This is a genomic window from Olleya sp. 1-3, assembly GCF_002836085.1.
GTDB lineage: Bacteria > Bacteroidota > Bacteroidia > Flavobacteriales > Flavobacteriaceae > Olleya > Olleya namhaensis.
Map to the genome: position 1 here is coordinate 69,163 of NZ_PJBW01000008.1, position 24,916 is coordinate 94,078.

General features: G+C 32.1%; 25 protein-coding genes. 16 read left to right on the forward strand and 9 right to left on the reverse strand.

Going from position 1 to position 24,916, the window contains the following annotated elements; translation table 11 throughout:
- Positions 1-98 precede the first annotated feature (98 nt).
- Positions 99-533: a helix-turn-helix domain-containing protein gene (locus tag CXF54_RS10290; RefSeq protein ID WP_101203460.1), complete on the reverse strand. Its 435-nt coding sequence runs from the start codon at positions 531-533 to the stop codon at positions 99-101.
- Positions 534-846: 313 nt separating this feature from the next.
- On the opposite strand from CXF54_RS10290, the gene CXF54_RS10295 reads away from it, so the two are divergent.
- The 3 genes from CXF54_RS10295 to CXF54_RS10305 all read left to right on the forward strand — a co-directional run bounded on the left by CXF54_RS10295 (position 847) and on the right by CXF54_RS10305 (position 3,132).
- Positions 847-1,983 (forward strand): M14 family zinc carboxypeptidase, encoded by a 1,137-nt coding sequence (locus CXF54_RS10295; RefSeq protein ID WP_101203461.1) that lies wholly within the window; start codon positions 847-849, stop codon positions 1,981-1,983.
- A 73-nt stretch (positions 1,984-2,056) separates the two neighbouring features.
- Positions 2,057-2,536, forward strand: coding sequence for an Lrp/AsnC family transcriptional regulator (locus CXF54_RS10300; RefSeq protein WP_101203462.1), 480 nt, complete (start codon positions 2,057-2,059; stop codon positions 2,534-2,536).
- A gap of 77 nt (positions 2,537-2,613) precedes the next feature.
- Positions 2,614-3,132 carry a DinB family protein gene (locus CXF54_RS10305; protein ID WP_101203463.1) on the forward strand — a complete coding sequence of 173 codons (519 nt, stop codon included), beginning with the start codon at positions 2,614-2,616 and terminating at the stop codon, positions 3,130-3,132.
- Here CXF54_RS10305 and CXF54_RS10310 read toward each other — a convergent pair whose 3' ends face one another.
- Both CXF54_RS10310 and aroB read right to left on the reverse strand, forming a co-directional pair.
- Positions 3,133-3,459, reverse strand: a complete 327-nt coding sequence (locus CXF54_RS10310) for a hypothetical protein (protein ID WP_101203464.1) — start codon at positions 3,457-3,459, stop codon at positions 3,133-3,135.
- A gap of 85 nt (positions 3,460-3,544) precedes the next feature.
- Positions 3,545-4,609 (reverse strand): 3-dehydroquinate synthase, encoded by a 1,065-nt coding sequence (gene aroB / locus CXF54_RS10315; protein ID WP_101203465.1) that lies wholly within the window; start codon positions 4,607-4,609, stop codon positions 3,545-3,547.
- Positions 4,610-4,705: 96 nt separating this feature from the next.
- On the opposite strand from aroB, the gene CXF54_RS10320 reads away from it, so the two are divergent.
- A complete protein-coding gene (locus CXF54_RS10320) occupies positions 4,706-5,881 on the forward strand; it encodes a proline dehydrogenase family protein (RefSeq protein WP_101203466.1) in 1,176 nt (391 codons plus the stop codon).
- An 85-nt stretch (positions 5,882-5,966) separates the two neighbouring features.
- Here CXF54_RS10320 and CXF54_RS10325 read toward each other — a convergent pair whose 3' ends face one another.
- The 6 genes from CXF54_RS10325 to CXF54_RS10345 all read right to left on the reverse strand — a co-directional run bounded on the left by CXF54_RS10325 (position 5,967) and on the right by CXF54_RS10345 (position 10,497).
- Positions 5,967-6,350, reverse strand: coding sequence for a DUF4258 domain-containing protein (locus tag CXF54_RS10325; protein ID WP_101203467.1), 384 nt, complete (start codon positions 6,348-6,350; stop codon positions 5,967-5,969).
- Between the two features lie 22 nt (positions 6,351-6,372).
- Complete coding sequence (locus CXF54_RS10330) at positions 6,373-7,572, reverse strand: alanine dehydrogenase (RefSeq protein WP_101203468.1); 1,200 nt, start codon at positions 7,570-7,572, stop codon at positions 6,373-6,375.
- 134 nt (positions 7,573-7,706) lie between these two features.
- Positions 7,707-8,249 (reverse strand): hypothetical protein, encoded by a 543-nt coding sequence (locus CXF54_RS10335; protein WP_232782607.1) that lies wholly within the window; start codon positions 8,247-8,249, stop codon positions 7,707-7,709.
- Entirely contained in the window at positions 8,191-8,334 is a 144-nt protein-coding gene (locus tag CXF54_RS15805) for a hypothetical protein (protein WP_198551056.1), read from the reverse strand. Before CXF54_RS15805 ends, CXF54_RS10335 begins: the two co-directional genes overlap by 59 nt.
- 167 nt (positions 8,335-8,501) lie before the next feature.
- Positions 8,502-8,936 carry a tRNA (adenosine(37)-N6)-threonylcarbamoyltransferase complex ATPase subunit type 1 TsaE gene (tsaE, locus tag CXF54_RS10340; protein WP_232782608.1) on the reverse strand — a complete coding sequence of 145 codons (435 nt, stop codon included), beginning with the start codon at positions 8,934-8,936 and terminating at the stop codon, positions 8,502-8,504.
- 7 nt (positions 8,937-8,943) lie between these two features.
- A complete protein-coding gene (locus CXF54_RS10345) occupies positions 8,944-10,497 on the reverse strand; it encodes a response regulator (RefSeq protein WP_090841083.1) in 1,554 nt (517 codons plus the stop codon).
- A gap of 37 nt (positions 10,498-10,534) precedes the next feature.
- On the opposite strand from CXF54_RS10345, the gene CXF54_RS10350 reads away from it, so the two are divergent.
- The 12 genes from CXF54_RS10350 to CXF54_RS10405 all read left to right on the forward strand — a co-directional run bounded on the left by CXF54_RS10350 (position 10,535) and on the right by CXF54_RS10405 (position 24,834).
- Positions 10,535-11,764 carry an HD domain-containing protein gene (locus tag CXF54_RS10350; protein WP_101203469.1) on the forward strand — a complete coding sequence of 410 codons (1,230 nt, stop codon included), beginning with the start codon at positions 10,535-10,537 and terminating at the stop codon, positions 11,762-11,764.
- Positions 11,765-11,789: 25 nt separating this feature from the next.
- Entirely contained in the window at positions 11,790-12,818 is a 1,029-nt protein-coding gene (gene lpxD, locus CXF54_RS10355; protein ID WP_090841077.1) for a UDP-3-O-(3-hydroxymyristoyl)glucosamine N-acyltransferase, read from the forward strand.
- On the forward strand, positions 12,805-14,211 hold the full coding sequence (locus tag CXF54_RS10360; protein WP_101203470.1) for a bifunctional UDP-3-O-[3-hydroxymyristoyl] N-acetylglucosamine deacetylase/3-hydroxyacyl-ACP dehydratase: 1,407 nt from the start codon (positions 12,805-12,807) through the stop codon (positions 14,209-14,211). Before lpxD ends, CXF54_RS10360 begins: the two co-directional genes overlap by 14 nt.
- Before the next feature lie 68 nt (positions 14,212-14,279).
- Positions 14,280-15,065 (forward strand): acyl-ACP--UDP-N-acetylglucosamine O-acyltransferase, encoded by a 786-nt coding sequence (lpxA, locus tag CXF54_RS10365; RefSeq protein WP_090841073.1) that lies wholly within the window; start codon positions 14,280-14,282, stop codon positions 15,063-15,065.
- 24 nt (positions 15,066-15,089) lie between these two features.
- Positions 15,090-15,656, forward strand: a complete 567-nt coding sequence (gene efp, locus CXF54_RS10370; protein ID WP_101203471.1) for an elongation factor P — start codon at positions 15,090-15,092, stop codon at positions 15,654-15,656.
- 12 nt (positions 15,657-15,668) lie between these two features.
- Positions 15,669-16,604, forward strand: coding sequence for a UDP-3-O-(3-hydroxymyristoyl)glucosamine N-acyltransferase (locus CXF54_RS10375; RefSeq protein ID WP_101203472.1), 936 nt, complete (start codon positions 15,669-15,671; stop codon positions 16,602-16,604).
- Positions 16,605-16,997, forward strand: coding sequence for a nuclear transport factor 2 family protein (locus CXF54_RS10380; protein ID WP_101203473.1), 393 nt, complete (start codon positions 16,605-16,607; stop codon positions 16,995-16,997).
- A gap of 98 nt (positions 16,998-17,095) precedes the next feature.
- On the forward strand, positions 17,096-17,968 hold the full coding sequence (sucD, locus tag CXF54_RS10385) for a succinate--CoA ligase subunit alpha (RefSeq protein WP_101203474.1): 873 nt from the start codon (positions 17,096-17,098) through the stop codon (positions 17,966-17,968).
- Between the two features lie 110 nt (positions 17,969-18,078).
- Positions 18,079-21,048, forward strand: a complete 2,970-nt coding sequence (locus CXF54_RS10390; protein WP_101203475.1) for a M16 family metallopeptidase — start codon at positions 18,079-18,081, stop codon at positions 21,046-21,048.
- A 164-nt stretch (positions 21,049-21,212) separates the two neighbouring features.
- Positions 21,213-21,959, forward strand: a complete 747-nt coding sequence (fabG, locus tag CXF54_RS10395) for a 3-oxoacyl-[acyl-carrier-protein] reductase (protein WP_090841061.1) — start codon at positions 21,213-21,215, stop codon at positions 21,957-21,959.
- Between the two features lie 8 nt (positions 21,960-21,967).
- Positions 21,968-24,001, forward strand: a complete 2,034-nt coding sequence (locus CXF54_RS10400) for a hypothetical protein (protein ID WP_101203476.1) — start codon at positions 21,968-21,970, stop codon at positions 23,999-24,001.
- Between the two features lie 17 nt (positions 24,002-24,018).
- Complete coding sequence (locus tag CXF54_RS10405; protein WP_101203477.1) at positions 24,019-24,834, forward strand: prohibitin family protein; 816 nt, start codon at positions 24,019-24,021, stop codon at positions 24,832-24,834.
- Positions 24,835-24,916: the final 82 nt, after the last annotated feature.

A 24,916-nucleotide genomic window follows, 5' to 3' on the forward strand; every position in this document is an offset into this window, starting at 1 on the left:
TTTCCAAATTATGTCAATTTTTTAAATTTTCACCAAATAGAAAATTTCTTGAAAAAAATATTTTCAATTTGAAAAATAAAATAGTGGAGGTAGAATTACTAATTTTCAAAATTTGAAAAACTTCCATCCGAATAAAAAATTACGATGCGTTCAATAATTTTTCCATTGGAAGATTTATGATTTAAATTTTTTAATAAATCAGAATTTTTTGGTTCTACTGGATTTTCATTTTTTGAATCCGTGAATAAATTTTGGTCATCTTTTTTTGAAACTGGTGCAATTGGTTCTTGTCTATTTTGAGATTCAATTTTTGGAAATTCACCCTTTCCATTCATCAACCAATATAATTCTACTTCCGGAAAAGAGGAGAGTACTTTTAAAACAAACTCCAAACTTGGCTTGTTTCTACCTGATAAAATGTGCGATATGCTAGAGCGTTGAACGCCTATTTTTTCGGCAAAAGAAGAGGCGCTTTCACTATAGTATTCGATGACTTTTTGTAGTCTTTTTGAAAAATCTGCGTTGTTTAACATGGTGGTACAAATGTAAACATTTACATGATACAAACAGTGTTACAAATGTAAAACTTAACTAAGTATTATGATTTTTTAGAGGTAAGTAAGTGTTAATACATTAAATAATAACTTTAAATAGATTAATATAAGTAGCTGAAAACAAATTAGTTGTACTTGTAAATGGTTATTTAGTAATATTCAGAACTTTAGTAAGTTAAATTTGCACGCTTTCTAATCACTTTTGTTTACAACCGTAAATTACAAATGTAAATTATAGTGTTTACATTTGTAAATAAGTATTTGGTTACATTTGTAAACGAAACAAGCACGCATGAATCATACATTATTAAACAACTTATTTAAGACCTATAAAGAGTCATCACTTTATGGGCGATATATTACCCTAGATAATCTTACTCCCTTAATAACTAAATTGCCCTCTAGGTTTAAATCAGAAATCATTGGACAGTCAGTTCTAGGAAAAGATATCTATACTATTACATTTGGTACAGGACCAAAAAAAGTATTGCTTTGGTCGCAAATGCATGGCAACGAATCCACGACAACGAAGGCTGCTTTTGATATGTTAAACAGCTTTATTGAAGATGATTTAAGTTCTATTTTAGAAACTTGTACCATTAAATTGATACCAATGCTTAATCCAGACGGATCAGAAGTCTATACTAGATTAAATGCTAATCAAGTGGATTTAAATAGAGATGCTCAAGAGTTGACACAGCCAGAAAGTCGTGTGCTTTTAGATTGTTATAATGCTTTTAAACCTGATTTCTGCTTTAATTTGCATGGGCAACGTACATTATTTAGTGCTGGCGAAACTAATAATGTGGCAACCTTGTCGTTTTTATCCCCCTCAGCAGATAGTGATAGAAGCTTAACTGCAGCTAGAAAAAAGGCGATGTCTATTATTAATGCTATAAATACAACGTTGCAATCGGACTTACCTGATCAAATAGGGCGTTATGATGACGGTTTTAATATTAACTGTGTTGGTGATGCTTTTCAGTTTTTAGAAACGCCTACGGTGCTTTTTGAGGCTGGACATTATAAGGATGATTACAATAGAGAAGAGGTGAGGCGTTTTATTTATAAGTCTTTATTGGTGGGTTTAGATTGTATTGCAAACACGGTTGTTAGTGGTGATGATTATGTAGATTATTTTTCTATTCCAGAAAACGGGAAGTTATTTTATGATATAATTATTAAAAATGCTCAATTTGATGATGGTATTAAAGATGTAGGTGTTAATTATCAAGAAAGATTGGTGGTTAAGGAACTAATGTTTGTGCCGCAAATTGTTTTTATTGGTGATTTATCCGATTTTTACGGACATAAAGTGCTGAATGCGAATAATAGTAGGATTTTTACTGCAAGTAATCAGGTAGTGTTTGAAGGTTACGAAAACGATTTCGTAAATATAGATAATGTGAAATTATCATTAAATCTTTAATTTTCTTCAATTTTGATGTAGATAATTTATGAAAAATGTTTTATTTTTGTGTTTTATTTAATAAAATTACAAAATGGCAAAGTTTAAACTAGACGAAATTGATCACCAGATTCTTGATATGTTAATCGAAAACACAAGAGTTCCTTTTACAGATATAGCAAAAAAATTATTAATTTCTGCTGGTACTGTTCATGTTAGGGTGAAGAAAATGGAAGATGCAGGGATTATTAAAGGGTCTTCTTTAACATTAGATTACAAAAAATTAGGGTATTCATTTATAGCTTACGTTGGTGTTTTTCTTCAAAACACTTCAAAAACATCATTCGTGTTAGAGCGTATTGCTGAGATTCCTTATGTTACGGTTGCACATGTTACTACAGGTAAATTCAATATTTTCTGTAAAATTAGAGCTCGAAATACAGAGCATGCAAAGGATGTTATTTTTATGTTAGATGACATTGAAAGTGTTTATAGAACAGAAACTATGATATCTTTAGAGGAGAGTATAAATGATAAAAAACGTTTAATGCATAGCATTTTTAACGATTTATAGATTTTTGCAGTACACAATTATAAAGCGCTTCATTTTTATGAGGCGTTTTTTGTTTAATTTTATTAAAAAATATTTTAATGACTATTTCAGATTTACAACAAGACGAGTATTTACCTTATTTTAAAGGTTATATCGATCAAGCAGAGGGTGTAACGTTATTATCGGGCTTAGAGTCTAGCTTTAAAACGATATATGACTTCTATCTTACAATTGCTCCTGCAAAATTAGAGTATAGATATGATGAGGGTAAGTGGACCATAAAAGAGATTATTAGTCATTTGATAGATACTGAGCGCATATTTTGTTACAGAGCTTTGTGCTTTGCTAGGCAGGATAAAACCGCACTTTCAGGATTTGATGAGAATGAGTACGTATTAGCTTCTGGTGCTTCAGAGCGTTCTATTGCAGATTTGTTAGAGGAGTACACTTTAGTTAGGAAAGCAACAGTAGCTTTGTTTAAAAGCTTTTCTGATAACGCGCTTAAGAGTAAAGGTGTAGCTGGTAGTGGAGCAGTTTCTGTTAGGGCTTTAGGGTTTTTAGTTATCGGACATGAGAAGCATCACGTAAATGTGATTAAGGAGCGTTACTTGAAGTAGTTATTCTTCTTCGTTAGAAATAATGTAGTTGCTATCTTTTGGCCTGTTTTCTGGGTTGTCTTTAAAATCAATTACTATATGACCGTCACTGTTTACTGTAGCATCATCAATAGTATCAACATTGGTCATGGTGTAATGTAGCTTGCTGCTAACCTTTACTAAAAAGATGGTGTCTTGGCTTGTAACCTCAATAGCTTCAATGGTTTGGTTGTGGTGGTTGTCAAAGGTAATAATATCCTTGTCTCCATAACCATCGGGAAACTTTTGAGTTAACAGTGTTAGTACTTCTGGTGTTAACTTTTTATAATCTACAATAACTTTTCGCATACCAATATGTTTTAAATTAACTGGTTAGGATAGTCTTGCATTGCTGCAATTACTTAAAATTAAGCAATTTTTTAATACAATGAAATTATTCGTTATAAAAATTTAAAGATTTGATTAATAAGTCGTTAGGGATGACGCAATTAATTTCAGGATTACCAATAGTGTTTAGTAATACAAAGTTAATGGTGCCTTTTTCGTTCTTTTTATCAAACTTCATCAATTCAATAATAGGTGCGTAGTCTTTTTCCGGAATGTCTATTTTTCCATACACTTTTAGCGTATTCTCTTTGATTGATTTTGTTTTCTCAGTTGGAAAATTTAGTAATTGACTAGATAAGTAGGTTTCTAAAATCATTCCTATTGCAATAGCCTCTCCATGTAGTAAAGATTTGGTCTCATGATTTAGATAATAAGACTCAATTGCATGTCCTAAAGTATGACCAAAATTAAGCGATTTTCTTAAATTTTGCTCCGTTGGATCTTGTTCTACAATATCTTTTTTAATTAAGACAGAGTCGTATATAAGCTGATCTAAGTCTTCAAGTGTTAGATTAGATAAAGCGGATAACTTGTTGTAATACAATTCGTCACGTATTAATCCGTGCTTTAGCATTTCGGCCAAGCCAGAACGCATTTCTCGACTAGATAACGTTTCTAAATAGTTAGTATCAATTAAAACCATGTTAGGTGTTTTTATAATTCCTACCTGGTTTTTTATGTTTCCTAAATCCACACCATTTTTACCACCAATAGAAGCATCTACCATAGATAAAAGTGTCGTCGGGATATTTATAAATTTAATTCCTCTTTGGTAGGTGCATGCAACAAAACCACCTAGATCAGTCACAACTCCACCGCCTAAATTTAGCATTAGTGTTTTTCTGTCTGCTCTTAACTCAGATAAAGTTTGCCATACGCCGGAACAAGTTTCTATAGTTTTATTTTGTTCTCCTGCTTCAATTTCTATTATTTCAATAGTTAAATCAGTTTCTAATTGTCTTAAAAAGATTGGTAAGCAGTGCTCTGAAGTGTTGCTATCCACTAAAATAAAGATGTTTGAAAACGAATGCTGGTTAATGTATTTATTAAGCGCTGTGTAACAATCATCATTGAATTGTATGCTGTAATCTTGAGTTTGAATAGGAGTCATAAATACTTTAAAACGTTAGAACGTAAAATTAATAGTTTTTTTAAAAAATAATGGTAATAGATGGTATATTTGTTTTGACTAAAACGAAATTATAATATGGCAAAGGTTACTTTTTTTGAAAACACAGAAGTTGCATTTAAGCTTAAAAGCGATTCTGAATTAGAACGCGCTTATTTTTTATTTAAAATGATATCTAACCAACCGTTGGTTAGGATAGGTACGGCAGCTACTAATTTTGCTTTAAAAGCACATCTACCGGTAGAAGGTTTAATACGTGCTACCGTGTTTGATCATTTTTGTGGTGGTGTTAATGAGGACGACTGTTTGTCTGTTATTGATAAGATGTATACTGCTGGTGTGTGTTCTGTTTTAGATTACTCGGTAGAAGGAAAAGCTATTGAAAACCAGTTTGATTCTGCTAAAGAAAAAATAATGAAGTTGGTTGAGTTTAGTGATGAGAAAGAAGCTATGCCTATTGTTGTGTTTAAACCAACAGGTTTAGGGCGTATTTTCTTGTTTCAGAAAAAAGGAGAAGGCAAAGTATTTACTCAGGAAGAAGAGCAGGAGTGGAATAGAATTGTAGATAGATATCATTCTATTTGTAAATTGGCTAAAGCCCGTGATGTTGAAGTTTTGATTGATGGAGAAGAGAGTTGGATGCAAGATGCTGCAGATCAATTGGCGGAGGATATGATGAAAATTTATAACACGGATAAGCCCATTGTGTATAATACGTTACAAACTTATAGACATGATCGCCTAGCGTTTTTAAAGGCTTCTCATGCGCGTGCTAAATCTGGAGGCTATACTTTAGGTTATAAGATAGTTCGTGGCGCATACATGGAAAAAGAGCGTGAACGCGCTAAAGATAAAGGGTATGCATCTCCAATTTGTAAAGACAAAATCACTACAGATAAAAACTTTAATGATTGTCTGTTGTATATATTAGATAATTTAGAGACTATTTCCATCTTTATTGGAACGCATAATGAAGAGAGTTCTTATTTAGCATTACAATTGATGGAAAAATTAGGTGTTGATAAAAAAGATAACCGCGTTTGGTTTGGTCAATTATATGGTATGAGTGATCATATTAGTTTTAATTTAGCAGCTCAAGGTTATAATGTTGCAAAGTATTTGCCATTTGGACCTGTTAAAGATGTGATGCCTTATTTAATTAGACGTGCAGAAGAAAACACTTCGGTTGCAGGGCAAACAGGTCGCGAATTAACATTATTAAAAGCAGAGCGTAAGAGAAGAAAACAAAAATAACACGTTAGTTGTTATGTGGTAAAATAAAAAAAGAGCGATTTGTTATAACAAATCGCTCTTTTTTGTATTTAAAATAGAATAGTCTTTAGTCTAAAAACGTTATGTTTTTTAAAGTTGCAATACTGTCGCAGTTCTCTATATAAAACTCTAAATTTTTATTGTCTTTAGTTTCGCCGTATATATAATAGACGCCACAAGGTTTTTTTCTAGCTTCACTTTTAGAGAAATCAATATCTCCTTCTTTAAGAATATAGCTTATTGAAGCTGTATCGATAGTTTTTGATGCTATTAATGCTTCGCTTTCTGAAGAAAAATGTAGTGTTTTTGTTCTAATGTTTTTAAGGACTCTAGCTTCTGGGCCATAACTATACTCGCAAGACACACCTCTTCCGTTTAAGAAAAAAGCTAAAATTACAAGTCCAATTGCAAATCCACCAAAGTAATAACCAAATCTGTGTAATATTTTCATTCTAAAGTTTTGAATTGCAAATTTAGAATATTAATAGGTTAATATCACTATGTTTTAGGTCAAACCATTCTCCAACTGCACGACTAGTTAAAATACCATGATAAAAATACAGCCCATTTTTAAGTCCTTTATCAAAACGAATAGCGTGTTCTAATCCACCATCATCCGCAATTTTAAGCAGATAAGGCGTAAATATGTTGCTTATAGAGGCCGAAGCTGTTCTAGAATAACGTGCTGGAATATTTGGTACGCAATAATGAATAACGCCGTTTTTACGATAAGTAGGGTTATCATGTGTTGTGATTTCGCTAGTTTCAAAACAACCTCCCATATCAATACTAACATCAATAATTACAGAGCCTTTTTTCATGTTTTCAACCATGGTTTCGGATACTAAAATTGGAGACCTGTCTTTTCCTCTTACCGCACCAATAACAACGTCACAACGTTTTAAGGCTTTGCTTAAGTATTTTGGTTGAATAGTTGATGTGTATATTGTACGACCTAAATTAGCTTGTAAGCAGCGTAGTTTAGTAATAGAGTTATCAAACACTTTTACGTTTGCTCCAAGACCAATAGCGCTTCTTGCTGCAAATTCGCCCACTGTACCAGCGCCTAAAATAACAACTTCTACAGGTGGTACACCGCTAATATTACCAAACATTAAACCGTTACCGTTGCTAGAGTTGCTTAATAATTCTGATGCAATCAAAACGGAAGCAGTACCCGCAATTTCACTTAATGCTCTAACAGCAGGAAAAGCCCCATCTTCGTCACGAATAAACTCAAAAGCCAAAGCGGTAATGCGTTTAGCAGCAAGTTTTTCAAAATATTTTTTGGTTTGTGTTTTTATTTGAAGCGCAGATATTAATGTAGTCTGCGGGTTTATTAATTCTAATTCGTCTAGAGTAGGAGGTTCTACCTTTAAAATCATTGGACAAGAATATACTTTTGCGGTATCTTTTGTGACTTCCGCTCCAGCTTCGCTATAATCTTTGTCACTAAAATTAGCACCTTCTCCTGCTTCTGATTCTATTAGAACGCGATGTCCATTACTTACAATTGCAGAAACAGCATCGGGAGTTAGGCAAACACGCTTTTCTTGAAAAGCTGTTTCCTTAGGTATTCCAATAAAAAGCTCGCTTTTATGTTTGTAGATTTCTAAAGTTTCCTCTTGAGGAAGTAATTGTTCTTTGGAAAAAGGAGAGAGCGGTTTAGACATAATTAGAGTGATTTTTAAAACTGAAACAAATTACAAAATTATTATAATTAAAAGCATTAAAAATGTAGTCTTATTTTAGTCTAAAGTAATGATAGTCTTTTTGTTTGAAAACTAGTTACTGGAAGTACGTTAGTTTAGAAGTATTGCTTGACTTTTCCCCAAAATGTTTTAGGTCTAAAGGTTAATTCGTCTTCTAAATCTTGTATGGTTTTGTCTACCGTATTTAGTCTATTAAATATTCTAGCTCTAACTAGGTATATGGAAGGTATTATTACAGCCATAAATGGAACTAGATAAAACAATTGAAACTCATCTATATACGTGTATTCATCATTAAAAAAGACAATAATTTGGTAAGAGTACATAACTATTGGAACTAATAAGGCGTGATACCACCAGTGCCTGCATGTAAAAAACCATAACAAAATTAAAATGAGAGGTAATAACTTCCCTGTTAACACCCACATAGCTAGATTTGCATCTTCATAATGTGCGCTATTGTAAATAAATAAAAAAGTGTGCCAAACTTTTGTTTCGGGCACACTTTCATACAACGAGTATAAGTAAGGTGTTACAGCAATGAATATTGCAACACCTATTCCGAATACATAAGATTGGTTATTCGTTGCTTGGTTTTTTAATTTTTGATTTTTGTACTTGTGTAGTTTGTTGTCCATTTAAATCAATAAGATTTGTTGCTTGAGCTGTAAATAATACACCTCCGAAAATAGCCATAGCTATTACATACTTTTTAGTTTTCATTTGTTAGGGATTTAATTAATTATACGTCTAAACTATATAAATTATCCTTACAAAAACCGACTAAATGTTAAATTTATGTTAAAAAACGTTTTTTTTTATTTTTTTGATGTGGTTAAAACCGCACTTGGTCAAAAATACACTTTTTATTGAAAGAAAAAAGCGAAATTTTACTTGATATTTTCAATCGATATAGTTCTTGATGTGTTTTCTGACAAAGTTATTTTTACAACAGAATATTTGTCTTGTATCAATGGTTTCAATAGTTCTGGCCATTCTACAAAAACAAAATTGTGATTATAAATGTAAGTATCTATACCAAAGTCATATAGCTCGTCTTCATCTTCTATACGATACAAATCAAAGTGATAGATAGATTGGTTTTTTGCTAAGTATTCGTTAACTATGGAGAAGGTCGGACTGCTTACAACATCATTACTCCCTAAAAGTTTAATTAAAGTCTTAATGAGCGTTGTTTTACCAACACCCATTTCGCCTTCAAATAATATAATTTTAGAATCTACAGTCTCAAGAAGTGTTTTAGCGACTGCTTCCACGTCATTTAATGTATAATGTATTACCACTGTATCTGTTTTTTTAAGCAAAAATAAATTATTTAGGACTTAAAACTACAAACGGAATAATCATTTCTTCTAAAGAGACACCTCCATGTTGGTATGTATTACGATAATAACTAACATAATGGTTGTAGTTATTTGGGTAAGCAAAGAATAAATCGCTTTTAGCGAATATAAATGAGCTATTCATATTAATAGAAGGTAAGTGTATTGTTTTTGGATCTTTAGCAGCAAGGACATCTTTGTTTTCGTAGCTTAAACTACGTCCTGTTTTATAACGTAAGTTTAAACTAGTATCTCTATCTCCAATAACTTTAGATGGGTTTTTTACATTTATGGTTCCGTGATCTGTAGTAATAATTAGCTTAAAGCCCATTTGTTGTGCTTGCTGTATCATTTCTAGTAGCGGTGAGTTTTTAAACCAACTCTGCGTTAAACTACGGTAAGCTTTGTCATTAGAGGCTAGTTCTTTTACTACATCCATTTCCGTTTTAGAGTGTGATAGCATGTCTACAAAATTATAAACAACAACAGTTAAGTCGTTATCTTTTAGTCCTCTAAAATTGCTTGCTAATTTTTTTCCTGAAGCTAAATTCGTGATTTTGTAATATTCGTGTTTTAGGTTGCTTAGACCTAAGCGTTTCATTTGTGCTTTTAGAAAATCGTCTTCATGTAAATTTTTACCACCTTCATCTGTATCATTTTTCCAATACTCAGGGTGTAGTTTTTCCATGTCACTAGGCATTAACCCTGAGAATATAGCATTTCTGGCATATTGCGTTGCTGTAGGTAAGATGCTATAAAATGCTTCTTCTTTTTGTTTTTTGTAATGATTATTAACAAAAGGTTCAAACGCTTTCCATTGGTCATAACGTAAATTATCTACTACAACCAACAGTGTTGGTTGTTCTTTGCTAAGTTCAGGCGCAATACGTTCTCTAAACAACGTATGTGATAATATAGGTGCATCCGTATTTGGCTCAAACCAAGATGGGTAATTTTTATCTATAAATTTACCAAATTGTGTGTTGGCCTCGTTTTTTTGAGATTCTAAAATCTCAAACATACTCGGATCTTCGATATCTTCTAACTGAATTTCCCAATAGATAAGCTTTTTGTATAAATCCACCCATTCTTCATAACTATTAACCATAGCCATATCCATAGCTATCTTTCTAAATTCTTGCTGGTAGTTAGAAGTTGTTTTTTCCGACACCAATCTAGAGTGGTCTAAGTTTTTCTTTAAGCTTAGTAATATTTGATTGGGATTAACAGGTTTTATTAAGTAATCGGCAATTTTATTACCAATAGCTTCTTCCATGATATATTCTTCTTCACTTTTAGTAATCATTACTACGGGAAGGGTGTCTTGCTTTTCTTTAATTTCGTTTAAAGTCTCTAAACCTGTTAAACCAGGCATGTTTTCATCTAAAAAAACAATATCAAACTTCTGTTCGTCTAAGATTTCTAAAGCTTCTGTTCCAGAATTACAAGTGGTTACATTGTAGTTTTTTTTCTCTAAAAACAAGATGTGAGGCTTTAATAAATCTATTTCGTCATCAACCCAAAGAATATTTATATTGTTCATGTATATTTGTGTATATTAATTAAATAAAGGCTTAAGCTTGAAAGCAAGTAACAAACTTAAAATACTAAACGACCCAATTTACGGATTTATTACTATTCCAAATTCGATAATTTTTGATTTGATAGAACATAAATACTTTCAGCGTTTGCGACGTATCTCGCAAATGGGTTTGTCTTACTTAGTATATCCAGGAGCACATCACACTAGATTTCATCATGCTATTGGCTGCATGCATTTAATGCAAAAAGCAGTTCAAGTGCTACGTTTTAAGGGTGTTGCCATTTCTGAAGACGAAGAAAAAGCGTTATATGTAGCTATTTTATTACATGATATTGGTCATGGTCCTTTTAGTCATGCTATGGAACATAGTATTGTAAGTGGGATATCTCATGAAGAGATTTCGTCCTTATTCATGCAAGAATTGAATAAAGAATTTAACGACGATTTAACACTTGCTATTCAGATTTTTAAAGGTGAGTATCACCGTAAGTTTATGTTGCAGCTAATTTCTAGTCAAATAGATATGGACCGCGCAGATTATTTAAAACGTGATAGTTTTTACACAGGTGTGTCAGAAGGTAATATTAATAGTGAGCGTTTAATCACCATGCTTAACGTTAAAAAAGATGAGCTGGTTGTAGAGGATAAAGGTATTTATAGTGTCGAAAAGTTTTTAGTAGCACGGCGTTTAATGTATTGGCAAGTATATTTACATAAAACAAGTTTGGTAGCAGAACAGTTATTAATAAGAGTTTTAAAACGCGCTAAAGAGTTAGTTAAAAATGGTGTAAGTCTAGAAGCTAGTAAACCATTAAAATTCTTTTTAGAGAATGAAATTACTTTAAAGGAATTTGACTCGACATGTTTGGAGACATTTGCAAAGTTAGATGATTACGATATTGTTGCTTCAATGAAAAATTGGCAATACCATGATGATTTTGTTTTGAAAAACCTTTGCGACATGATTATTAACAGACATTTGTTAAAAATTAAAATCAAAAAGAAACCAATCAAAAAACAAGTTTTAGCAGATCATATGACATCCTTATTAGGTAGATGTGATATATCGGAGCATGAAGCGAGTTATTTTGTGTTTACAGGTCAGATTAGTAATCAGGCGTATTCACAAAAAAAACAAAACATAAATATTTTGCACAAAAGTGGTAAAGTAGAGGATATAGTTAAGGCTTCAGACCAAATAAGTCTTAAAGCGCTCTCAAAACCTGTGACTAAATATTATATATGTTATCCAAAAGCCCAACTTTAGCACATTTTTTCTATTTTTGTTGACAATGAAATTTACTGCAGAACAAATAGCTGGTATTTTAGATGGTACTGTAGAGGGGAATCCTCAAGCAGAGGTCTCTAAACTATCCAAAATTGAAGAAGGAGTGGAAGGCGCTTTGACCTTTTTGGCAAACCCTAAATACACTCCTTATATATACACAACAAAAGCAACCATTGCTATTGTTGGTAATGACTTTGTACCGGAGCATGATATAGCGTGTACATTAATAAAAGTAGAAGATGCTTATAAATCGTTTTCAAAATTATTAGAATATTATAATCAAGTTAAACTTAATAAGTTTGGAATAGAACAACCAACATCAATCTCTGAAACCTCTAAAATTGGTAAGGATATTTATATTGGTGCGTTTTCTGTAATAGGAGAGAATGTTACCATTGGAGACAATGTAAAGATTTTTCCTAATTGCTATGTAGGAGATAATGTTAGTATTGATGATAATACAGTGTTGTTTTCTGGAGCTAAAATATATTCTGAATGTGTTATTGGAAAAAACTGTGTTATTAATTCTGGAGTAATAATTGGAGCTGATGGCTTTGGTTTTGCACCTAATGAGGCAGGAGAATACACAAAAGTACCACAAATTGGTAATGTTATTTTAGAAGATTTTGTGGATGTTGGAGCAGCAACTACAATTGATAGAGCAACCTTAGGGTCGACTATAATCAGGCGAGGTGTTAAGTTAGACAATCAAATACAGATTGCACATAATGTTGAGATTGGTAAAAACACTGTAATTGCAGCCCAAACGGGTATTGCGGGTTCTACCAAAATTGGCGAAAATTGCCAAATAGGAGGTCAAGTAGGTTTTGCTGGGCATTTAACTATTGGTAATAACGTAAAGATACAAGCCCAATCCGGTATTGGAAAAAACATAAAGGATAACGAAATTTTACAAGGATCTCCAGCATTTGGTTATGGAGATTGGAATAAATCGTATGTTTACTTTAAAAATCTTCCAAAACTGGTAAAAACTATAAACGAATTAGAAAAAAAAGGCAATGGGAATAATTAGTACTGACATAAAGCAAAAAACCATCCAAAAGGAAATATCCCTTAAAGGTGTAGGCTTACATACAGGAAAAGAGGTAACATTAACTTTTAAACCTGCTCCAGTAAATGCTGGATTTGCTTTTAAAAGAATTGATTTAGAAGGAAGCCCCGTGATTGAGGCAGATGCCAACTATGTTACAAACACGCAGCGTGGTACTTGTTTAGAAAAAAACGGAGTTACTATTCAGACTTGCGAGCATGTTTTAGCAGCTTTAGTAGGTTTGGATATTGATAATGCCATTTTAGAAATGGATAATTCTGAACCACCAATTATGGATGGGTCTTCTAAGTTTTTTGTCGAAGCAATTGAAGCTGCAGGGATAGAGGAGCAAGATGCTTTTCGCGAAGAGTATGAGGTTTCTGACGTTATATCTTATATGGACGAAGAAACTGGAAGCGAGATTTTAGTAATGCCAGCTAAAAACTATCAAGTAACAACTATGGTAGATTTTGGAACTAAAGTATTAGGGACTCAAAATGCAACTTTAACAAAGTTAGCAGACTTTAAAAAAGATATTTCAGACTCAAGGACTTTTAGTTTTTTACATGAATTAGAAGCGCTTTTAGAACACGGATTAATAAAAGGAGGAGACTTAAATAATGCTATTGTTTATGTAGATAAAGAGTTATCAGAATCTACAATGGAAAAACTAAAAAAAGCATTTAATAAAGACTCTATTGCGGTTAAACCAAACGGGATATTAGACAATTTAACATTGCATTACCCAAATGAAGCAGCAAGACATAAGTTATTAGATGTTATTGGAGATTTAGCTTTAATCGGAACACGTATTAGAGGTAAAATAATAGCTAATAAACCAGGACATTTTGTAAACACTCAGTTTGCAAAAAAGATGTCTAAATTAATTAAAAACGAAAGACGTAATAACGTACCAAAAATAGATTTGAGTCAAACACCAGTTATGGATGTGATGCAAATCATGGATATGTTACCACATAGACAACCATTTTTATTACTAGATAAGGTTTTTGAATTATCAGATAGCCATGTTATAGGACTTAAAAATGTGACCATGAACGAAGAGTTCTTCAAAGGTCATTTTCCAGGAGCTCCAGTAATGCCAGGGGTTTTAATTATTGAAGCTATGGCGCAAACAGGAGGTATACTAGTATTAAGTACTGTACCGGATCCGGAGAATTATTTAACCTTTTTCATGAAAATGGATAAAGTTAAATTTAAACAAAAAGTAGTACCAGGAGATACGTTAATTTTTAAGTGTTCGTTAATAACACCAATTAGACGTGGTATCTGTCATATGCAAGGTTACGCCTATGCTAACGGTAAATTATGTGCTGAAGCAGAATTGATGGCACAAATTTCAAAAGTAAAATAATACAAAAACGTTATTGTAATTTAATTACTAAAATGTTTTTACAAATTTATTAGAACAAAACAATAAAGATGAACCAACCCTTAGCATACGTACATCCAGGAGCAAAAATTGCCAAAAATGTTGTTATTGAACCATTTACGACTATATACAATAATGTAACAATAGGAGAAGGTACTTGGATAGGTAGTAATGTAACTATAATGGAGGGCGCGAGAATAGGGAAAAATTGTAATATTTTTCCAGGTTCTGTAATTTCGGCTGTACCACAAGATTTAAAATATAACGACGAAGACACATTAACTATAATAGGAGATAATGTTACTATTAGAGAATGTGTTACTATAAATAGAGGAACTACAGATAGAATGAAAACCGTAATTGGTGACAATTGTCTGATTATGGCCTATTGCCACATTGCACATGATTGTATTGTTGGTAATAACTGTATTTTTTCTAATAATTCTACATTAGCAGGACATATTAATATAGGGGACTATGTTGTATTGGCTGGGATGACGGCTGTACATCAGTTTTGTTCAGTAGGTAGTCACGCATTTGTAACAGGAGGGTCTTTAGTACGTAAGGATGTACCACCGTTTGTAAAAGCGGGGCGTGAGCCATTATCTTACGTTGGTATTAATTCTGTTGGTTTACGTAGAAGAGGCTATACTACAGAGAAAATAAGAGAAATTCAGGATATATTCAGAATTTTATATCAAAAAAATTATAATAATACCCAAGCTGCAGGAATCATTGAAGCAGAAATGGAAGCGACTACAGAACGAGACGAAATTCTTCAGTTTATAAAGAATTCTCATCGTGGAATCATGAAAGGGTATTTTAAATCAAATTAAGAAATTAAAAATTAAAAAATAAAAATGGCAACTACTTCAGATATTAGAAACGGACTTTGTATTAAATATAATAATGACATATATAAAATAATCGAGTTTTTACATGTAAAACCAGGAAAAGGACCAGCGTTTGTTAGAACAAAAATGAAAAGTGTTACTAACGGAAAAGTGTTGGATAATACATTTTCTGCAGGTCATAAATTGGAAGATGTTAGAGTAGAGACACACAAGTTTCAATATTTATATAATGATGGTGAATTTTATCATTTTATGAATGAAGCAGATTACTCTCAAATTAGATTATTAGAATCTGCTTTAGATACGCCAGGTTTAATGAAAGAAGGTGAGGTAGTTACTATTCAAATTAACTCAGAAGACAACATGCCACTTTCTGTAGATATGCCTGCAACGGTTATATTGGAAGTAACAGCTACGGAGCCTGGAGTTAAAGGAAATACTGCAACTAACGCAACTAAGCCTGCAACTGTTGAAACTGGAGCTACTGTAAACGTGCCTTTATTTATTAATGAAGGAGACAAGATTAAAGTAGAAACAGATAAAGGGACGTATAAAGAACGTGTTAAAGAATAGTCAAGTAGCACAATGAGATTCCCTAAACCATATACTTTAGAGACTATTGCTAATCTAATAGATTGTAAATTTATTGGAGATGCAAATTTTGAGGTGTTAGGCATGAATGAGATTCATGTTGTACAACCCGGAGATATTGTCTTTGTAGATCATCCTAAATATTACGATAAGGCATTACTTAGTGCAGCTACCATTGTTTTAATTAATAAAGAGGTAGATTGTCCTGAGGGTAAAGCATTGTTGATTAGTGATGATCCGTTTAGAGATTTTAATAAATTAACGTCACATTTTAAGCCTTTTACTAGTTCAAACTCTGCTATTTCGGCTTCAGCCAAAATTGGAAAAAACACAGTAATACAGCCTAATTGCTTTATTGGAAACAATGTTGTGATAGGAGATAATTGTGTGATCCATTCTAACGTTAGTATTTATGATGATGCTGTTATTGGTAATAACGTTACCATCCATGCAGGAACCATTTTAGGTGCTAGCGCTTTTTATTATAAAAACAGACCAGAAGGATTTGATCAGTTAAAATCTGGAGGTAGAGTCGTTATAAAAGATAATGTAGATATTGGAGCACTTTGTACTATAGATAAAGGTGTAACAGGAGATACTATTATTGGTGAAGGTTCTAAATTGGACAATCAAATACAAGTTGGACATGATACCGTGATTGGTAAAAAATGTTTAATAGCTTCTCAAACGGGTATTGCGGGATGTTGTATTATTGAAGACGAAGTAACACTTTGGGGACAAGTAGGTACAACTAGCGGTATTACTATTGGTAAAAAAGCAAATGTTTTAGGACAAACAGGTGTTACAAAATCAATTGCAGGAGGAAAGTCGTATTTTGGAACACCAATAGAAGAGTCAAGAGTAAAATTAAAAGAGCTAGCTTATATTAAGCGAATTCCTGAAATAATTAAACAATTAAAAAATAAGTAGATGTCAGCCAGAGCAGTTGTAAAAGCCTTTTATAATTTAGATTTAGCAAAAGCAGAAGATGCTATTAAAATGTTTGACAAAGATTGTCAGTTACATTGGAATAGTAGCAATGGTTACACAGCTTTAGATTATGATGGCATAAGTAAAAAATTAGCAGAAGTAAGACAGTCTTTTGTAACGTTTACTTATAAATTAAGTCATTTGTTAAAAGAAAATGATACAATAACTGCAAGATATACGGCGTATGCGGCAACTATTGAAAGACCGGATAAAGTAGAGCCAATAGCGCATTTTATTTCTATTTGGGAAGTCAAGGACGGACTTTTATACAAAGGACATGAAATAAGTCAATTGTTTGACGAAAATCCATCTAGCTTATCTTCATATTCTTAAAAATAAAAATTTAAAATACTTTTAGTAATAGCAATCAAAATCTTACTTTTGCATTGCAAATAACAATTCAATACAAAACTTCTTAATCAATACAAAACATGAGCGTTTTAGTAAACAAAGATTCAAAAATAATAGTTCAAGGATTTACAGGTAGTGAAGGTACTTTTCACGCCGGACAAATGATTGAATACGGAACAAATGTAGTAGGTGGTGTAACACCAGGTAAAGGTGGTCAAACACATTTAGACAGACCAGTTTTTAACACAGTTCAAGAAGCTGTAGATAAAGCAGGAGCAGACACAACTATTATTTTTGTACCACCAGCTTTTGCAGCAGACGCAATTATGGAAGCTGCTAATGCAGGAATAAAAGTAATCATTTGTATTACAGAAGGTATTCCTGTAGCAGATATGATTAAAGCTGCAGCATATATCAAAGATAGAGACTGTAGATTAATTGGCCCTAACTGTCCAGGAGTTATTACTCCAGGAGAAGCTAAAGTTGGTATTATGCCAGGTTTTGTTTTCAAAAAAGGAAAAGTAGGTATCGTGTCTAAATCTGGTACTTTAACTTATGAGGCTGCTGATCAAGTTGTAAAACAAGGATTAGGAATCACTACTGCTATTGGTATTGGTGGAGATCCAATTATCGGAACAACTACTAAAGAAGCTGTTGAGTTATTAATTAACGATCCAGAGACTGAATGTGTTGTAATGATTGGTGAAATTGGAGGTCAATTAGAAGCAGATGCTGCTAACTGGTACAAAGCTTCAGGTAGTAAAAAACCTATCGTTGGTTTTATCGCAGGAGAAACTGCACCAGCAGGACGTACAATGGGTCATGCAGGAGCAATTGTAGGTGGATCTGATGATACAGCTCAAGCTAAAAAAGCAATTATGAGAGAATGTGGAATTCACGTTGTAGATTCTCCAGCAGAAATTGGAAAAAAGGTTGCCGAAGTTATGGCATAATCAATTTAACGCTAATGTGTTAAAATATTCCAAATAAATAAACGTTTAAAGTTCGTTGGCTTAATTTAGCTAACGAACTTTTTTTTTATTAATATAACCAACCAAAAAACATGAAACACTTAAAATTAGTCTTGGCTTTAGCTATGATTACTTTTGTTGCCAGTTGCAAAAAAAGTAATTCGGATCAATTAGCTGTTAAGACAGAAACACAAAAAGATGCCAATGGTTTTAGTTACGAGAGTGTAACTAACGATCCAACGGGTCTACGCTTATATACTTTAGACAATGGTCTACAAGTGTATTTAAGTAAAAACACAGAAGAGCCTAAAATCCAAACTTATATTGCTGTAAGAGCTGGGTCAAATTATGATCCTAAAGAGTCTACAGGATTAGCGCACTACTTAGAGCACATGGTTTTTAAAGGAACTGATAAAGTAGGTACTGTAGATTGGGAAACTGAAAAAAAGTACTTAGATACTATTTCTAATTTGTACGAAAAGCATAGAGCTACCAGAGATGGTGGAGAGAAATTAGAAATTTATAAAGAAATTGATAGAGTATCTTTAGAGGCTTCAAACTATTCCGTAGCTAATGAATATGATAAAATGTCAAGTTCTTTAGGGGCTACAGGTACAAATGCTTACACTTGGTTTGAGCAAACAGTATATACAAATAAGATTCCTGCTAATGAGCTGGATAAGTTTTTAGCTTTAGAAAGTGAGCGTTTTAGTCAAGTGGTTTTGCGTTTGTTTCATACAGAATTAGAAGCAGTTTTTGAAGAATTTAATAGAGGTCAGGATAGTGATGGACGTAAGCGTTATGCTGCAATGTTAGAAGGTTTATTCCCAAAGCATCCTTATGGGCAACAGACTACTATTGGTACTGCGGAACATTTAAAAAACCCTTCTATGATTGATATTCATAATTATTTTGATAAATATTATGTACCAAACAATATGGCTGTAGTGTTAGTTGGAGATTTTGATTTTGAAGCAACTATTAAAAAGGTAAATACAACGTTCGGGAAATTTGAAAGAAAAGAAGTAGCTCATCCAGTATTACCTACAGAAGCACCATTAACTACAATTGTAGAAAATGAAGTCTTTGGACCAACAGCAGAAAGTCTTTCTATTGCATTTAGAACAAGTGGCGTAAATACAGAACAAGAAAAATTTGTAACATTAGCAGATATGATTTTAGCTAATGGTAGTGCTGGTTTATTAGATTTAAACTTAAATCAAAAACAATTAGTGCAATACGCAGGATGTTCGACTACATTTTTAAATGACTATGGTTATCATTCTTTTAGTGGTTCGCCAAAAGAAGGTCAGTCTTTAGAATCCTTAAAAGGTTTAATCTTAGAGCAAATTGAAAAGCTTAAAAAAGGTGAGTTTGAAGACTGGATGATTGATGCAGTGGTTAACGACTTAAAAAAATCTCAATTAAGTCAATACGAAAACAGTACAGCTGTTGCTGATGCATATGTGAATGCTTTTATTCATGACGAAAAATGGGAAGATAAAGTTAAGTTTATAGATGACTTAAAGAAAATTACAAAACAAGAATTAGTAGATTTTGCCAATTCATTTTATAAGGACAATTACGTTGTTACGTATAAACGTAAAGGTGCAGACGATAAAATTGTTAAAGTATCAAACCCAGGAATAACACCAGTTAACTTAAACAGGGGTACAAATTCTAAGTATATCGAAGAATTTAATAAAATGGAATCTGAGGCTTTAAAACCTGTGTATGTAGATTATGCTTCAGCCATTAAAGAAACTAAAACGGAAAGCGGAATCAAAGTATCATACATAGAAAATGAAACGAATGATTTGTTTGATATGAACATCATTTTTGACATGGGTAGTGATAATGATAAAAAATTAGATTTAGCTGTTGGTTACTTAGAATACTTAGGTACTGAAAAATATTCAAACGAAGATTTGAAAAAAGAGTTTTATAAGTTAGGTGTCGATTATTATGTAAACACTGGTAACGAGAAAACTTATATTGGTTTAAGTGGTTTAAAAGAAAACTTACCTAAAGGATTAGAATTGTTAGAAGAGTTACTTGATAATGCAGTGCCTAATCAAGAAGCGTATAACAAATATGTGCAATCTATCGCTAAAGGAAGACAAAATAACAAAACCAATAAAGGAAGTATCTTAAGACGTGGATTGTTAAATTATGCTAAATATGGAGAAAATTCTAGTTTACGTAATATTATCTCAGTTAGTGATCTAGAAAAAGTTAATCCACAAGAATTGGTAGATTTAACTAAGGATTTAAAAAACTACAAGCAACGTATGTTTTACTATGGTAAAGATGTAGACAATGCAGTTTCTGCTTTAAATACATCTCATAAAGTAAGTGCAGATTTAAAAGACTATCCAGAAGCGATGACTTTTGAAGAAAAGGAGACAGGTGGAAATGTGTTTTTCGTAGATTTTGATATGGTACAGTCAGAAATGATGTTTTTAGCTAAAGGAGAGCCTTTTAAAGCAGAAAACATGGCGGCATCAACATTATTTAATACGTATTTTGGTGGTGGATTATCATCTATCGTTTTTCAAGAAATAAGAGAATCTAAGTCATTAGCGTATTCTGCTTGGTCTAATTACAGTACTGCAAGAGAGAAAGATGAGTCTAACTATGTTATGGCTTATATTGGGACACAAGCAAACAAAATGCCTCAGGCTGTAGATGCTATGATGGAGTTAATGAATGATATGCCAGAATCTGAAGCGCAATTTAATGCTGCTAAAGAGTCTACATTAAAGAAGATAGCGGCACAACGTATTAATAAGTCAAGTATCTTTTGGAGTTATGAGAGACTTCAAAAATTAGGAATGTCTGAAGATAACAGAGAGGCCATGTACAATGCTATTAAGGATATGACTTTAGCAGATTTACGCGAGTTTTTCAATAGTAACATAAAAGGCGAAGATTACAACGTTATGGTAATCGGAAATAAGAAAGATGTAGATTTAACAGCATTAAATAAATTAGGTAAAGTTCAAGAGATGGATATTGACCATATATTTAATTACGAAAAATCTGAAGATGTTAAAATGTAGTATGACATAAGTAGTCAAACGGCATCTTAAAGACCTATTAAAACCTCATAATTAGTATAAATTATGAGGTTTTTTTATACATAACAATTTGTAATTACTATATTTGAAATAGAAAACTAACAACAGGTTTTCGTTATAACGAAAACAAATTAAATATAATTTTAATGAAACTTTTAGAAGGAAAAACAGCAATCATAACAGGTGCTTCAAGAGGTATTGGTAAAGGTATTGCTCAAGTATTTGCTCAGCATGGTGCAAATGTTGCATTTACATACAGTTCGTCTGTAGAAGCTGCTAACGAGTTAGAAAAAGAATTAATAGCTTTAGGTGTTAAAGCAAAAGGATATAAAAGTAACGCAGCTAGTTTTGAGGAAGCTCAACAATTAGGTGAGGACGTACTTGCAGAGTTTGGAAGTATTGACGTATTAATTAATAATGCAGGAATTACTAAGGACAATTTATTAATGAGAATGGGTGAGGACGATTTTGATAAAGTCATTGAAGTTAACCTTAAGTCTGTTTTTAATATGACTAAAGCAGTGCAACGCACAATGCTTAAGCAACGTAAAGGGTCTATTATTAACATGAGTTCTGTAGTAGGAGTTAAAGGTAATGCAGGACAAACTAACTATGCAGCTTCAAAAGCTGGTATTATTGGTTTTTCTAAATCAGTAGCGTTAGAGTTAGGATCAAGAAATATTAGAAGTAATGTGATTGCTCCTGGTTTTATTGAAACAGAAATGACAGCAAAACTAGACGAAGAGACAGTAAAAGGATGGCGTAATGCAATTCCATTAAAACGTGGTGGTACTCCAGAAGATATCGCAAATGTTTGTGTGTTTTTAGCATCAGACATGTCTGCTTATGTAACAGGTCAGACGTTAAATGTTGATGGAGGAATGTTAACATAATCTAATTAATGTCAACAGAAACACTATTATATATCATATTAGCAGGAGTAGTCGCACTATTATTAGCGTTATTCCAGTATAATTATAAAGCAAAAGGCGCAGCTAAATCTAATGCGCTTTTTGCTTTTTTGCGTTTTATTACCTTGTTTTCAGTATTGTTATTGCTAATCAATCCAAAATTTGATCAAGTAAAGTATTATACGGAAAAACCCAACTTAGTTGTTGCAGTTGATAATTCTTCATCTTTAAAGCATTTAAAACAAGATGATAATGCAAAAATAGCTTTAAATACAATTACTAATAATTCAGCATTAAAAGACAAATTTAATATTGAAGTGCTTTCTTTCGGAAATACATTAAATAGTAGTGATAGCTTATCATTTTCAGAAAGTCAAACAAATTTAGATAAGGTTTTTAGACAACTAACTCAAGTTTATAAAAACACAATTTCGCCTACCATACTAGTCACTGATGGTAATCAAACCATTGGTAGTGATTATCAGTTTTCTGCTAAAAAATATAACCAACCCATCTATCCAATTATATTGGGAGATACAATAGTATATTCAGATTTACAGATAAGTAAGCTAAATGTCAACAAATATGCTTATTTAAAAAATAAGTTTCCATTAGAAGCTATAGTTGTGTACAGCGGTAAGCAAGCTATTACTAGTAAGTTTATAGTAACAAAAGGTAATACTACTGTGTTTTCTAAAGTTGTACGATTAGATCAGACTAATAATAGTCAAATTTTAAACGTTACGTTGCCAGCAAATAGTGTTGGTGTACAAAGTTATAAAGCGCAAATAATTCCGTTAGAAACAGAGAAAAATAAGGTTAATAATTACAAGAATTTTGCAGTAGAAGTTATTGATCAAAAATCGAAAATTGCTATTGTTAGCAGTGTTCTACATCCTGATTTAGGGGCTTTAAAAAAGAGTATTGAAAGTAACGAACAACGTGTCGTTGAATTTGTTTCTCCAAAAGAGATAGTAAAACAATTAAATGATTTTCAATTAGTTATATTGTATCAGCCAAACAATCTATTTAAGGAATTAATTAAGGCATTAGAAAAACAGAATAAAAACAAATGGATTATTTCAGGTCCTAAAACGGATTGGTTGTTTTTAAATAATGCTATATCAGATTATAGTTTTGAGGTCACGTCTCAGACCGAAGATTATCAACCAAATTTAAATACTAATTACACACCTTTTATTGTTGATGATTTAAACTTTGAAAGCTTTCCGCCTTTAAACGCTACGTTTGGAGATGCAGAATTTAATCAGCCTTTTGAGACCATTTTATTTAAAACAGTATCTGGTATAAAAACCGAACAACCATTATTAGCAACTTTAGAGATTAGCGGAAGAAGGGAGGCTGTTTTATTTGGAGAGGATTTATGGAAATGGCGTGCACAGAGTTATTTAAATGCTTCTAGTTTTATAGAATTTGACAATTTTATTGGCAAATTAGTACAATACTTAGCTTCTAGTAAACGTAAAAACCGATTAGAAGTCGATTATAATTCGTTTTATAACGGAAGTGATGATATGATTATTAGCGCTCAGTTTTTTAATAAAAATTACGAGTTTGAAGCTAATGCCTCATTACTCATCACATTAAAAAATAAAAAAACAGGTGAGACTATAACAAGACCTTTGGTTTTAAAAGGGAATAATTATCAAGTCAATTTAAATGGATTAGCTTCTGAGGATTATGACTTTACGGTTAAAGCATCACCTGATAATATTTCGGTTGGTGGTCATTTTAAAATAATAGAATACAACGTCGAGCAACAATTTTTAAATGCAGATGTAACAAAACTACAGCAACTGGCTACTAATAGTCAAGGAGAAGCTTATTTTGTTAGTAATTATAAAGCATTAGCAGATAATTTATTAAACGATAAACGTTATCAAGCCATTCAAAAAAGTAATAAAAGTGTCGTACCTTTGATAGATTGGTATTATTTGCTATTTATTATAGCCTTAAGTTTGGCTATAGAGTGGTTTTTAAGAAAATATAAAGGATTAATTTAAAAATATAAAAAGAAGTTATGGAAAAATTACCAAAAATTGCATTTCCGTTTTTAATTGCGGCTGTAATAGTAATAGTTTTAATTGCTAAATCAGCGGTTACAATAGATTCAGGAGAGGCAGGTGTCCTTTTTGAGACTTTTGGTGAAGGAGTTGTTATTGATGAGCCACCAATGGGAGAGGGGTTTCATATTGTAGCACCTTGGAATAAAGTATATGTTTACGAAGTACGTCAGCAAGAACTTTTTGAAAAAATGAAGGTGTTATCTTCAAACGGTTTAGAAATTCAAATTGATGCTTCAGCTTGGTATGAGCCAGTGTATGATCAATTAGGAAATCTTCACCAATCTTTAGGTCAAGATTATTTGCAACGTGTAATACAACCTGCTATTCGTAGTGCTGCAAGAAGTGTTATTGGTCGTTATACACCAGACGATTTGTATTCTACTAAACGTGATGCTATTCAAGTTGAAATTTTTCAAGAAACTAAGAAAATACTTGATAAACAATATGTTCAATTAAATGAGGTGTTAGTTAGAGATGTAACGTTGCCTCCAACAATTAAAGAAGCTATTGAACGTAAATTAAAGCAAGAGCAAGCATCATTAGAATATGAGTTTAGACTTGAAAGTGCAAGAAAAGAAGCTGAGAAAGTTATTATTGATGCAAAAGGTAAAGCAGAATCTAACCGTATTTTAAGTGCATCATTAACAGATAAAATTTTACAAGATAAAGGTATTGAGGCTACAGTAAAGTTGTCTGAATCACCTAATAGTAAAATTATTGTTATTGGATCTGGAGATAGTGGTATGCCAATTATCTTAGGAAATCAATAATTTATTGTACAAATATTAATATTTTCATAAAAATTAAAACTAATTACATTTTGGTTTGGTTTTTAAAATAAAATTTAACAAT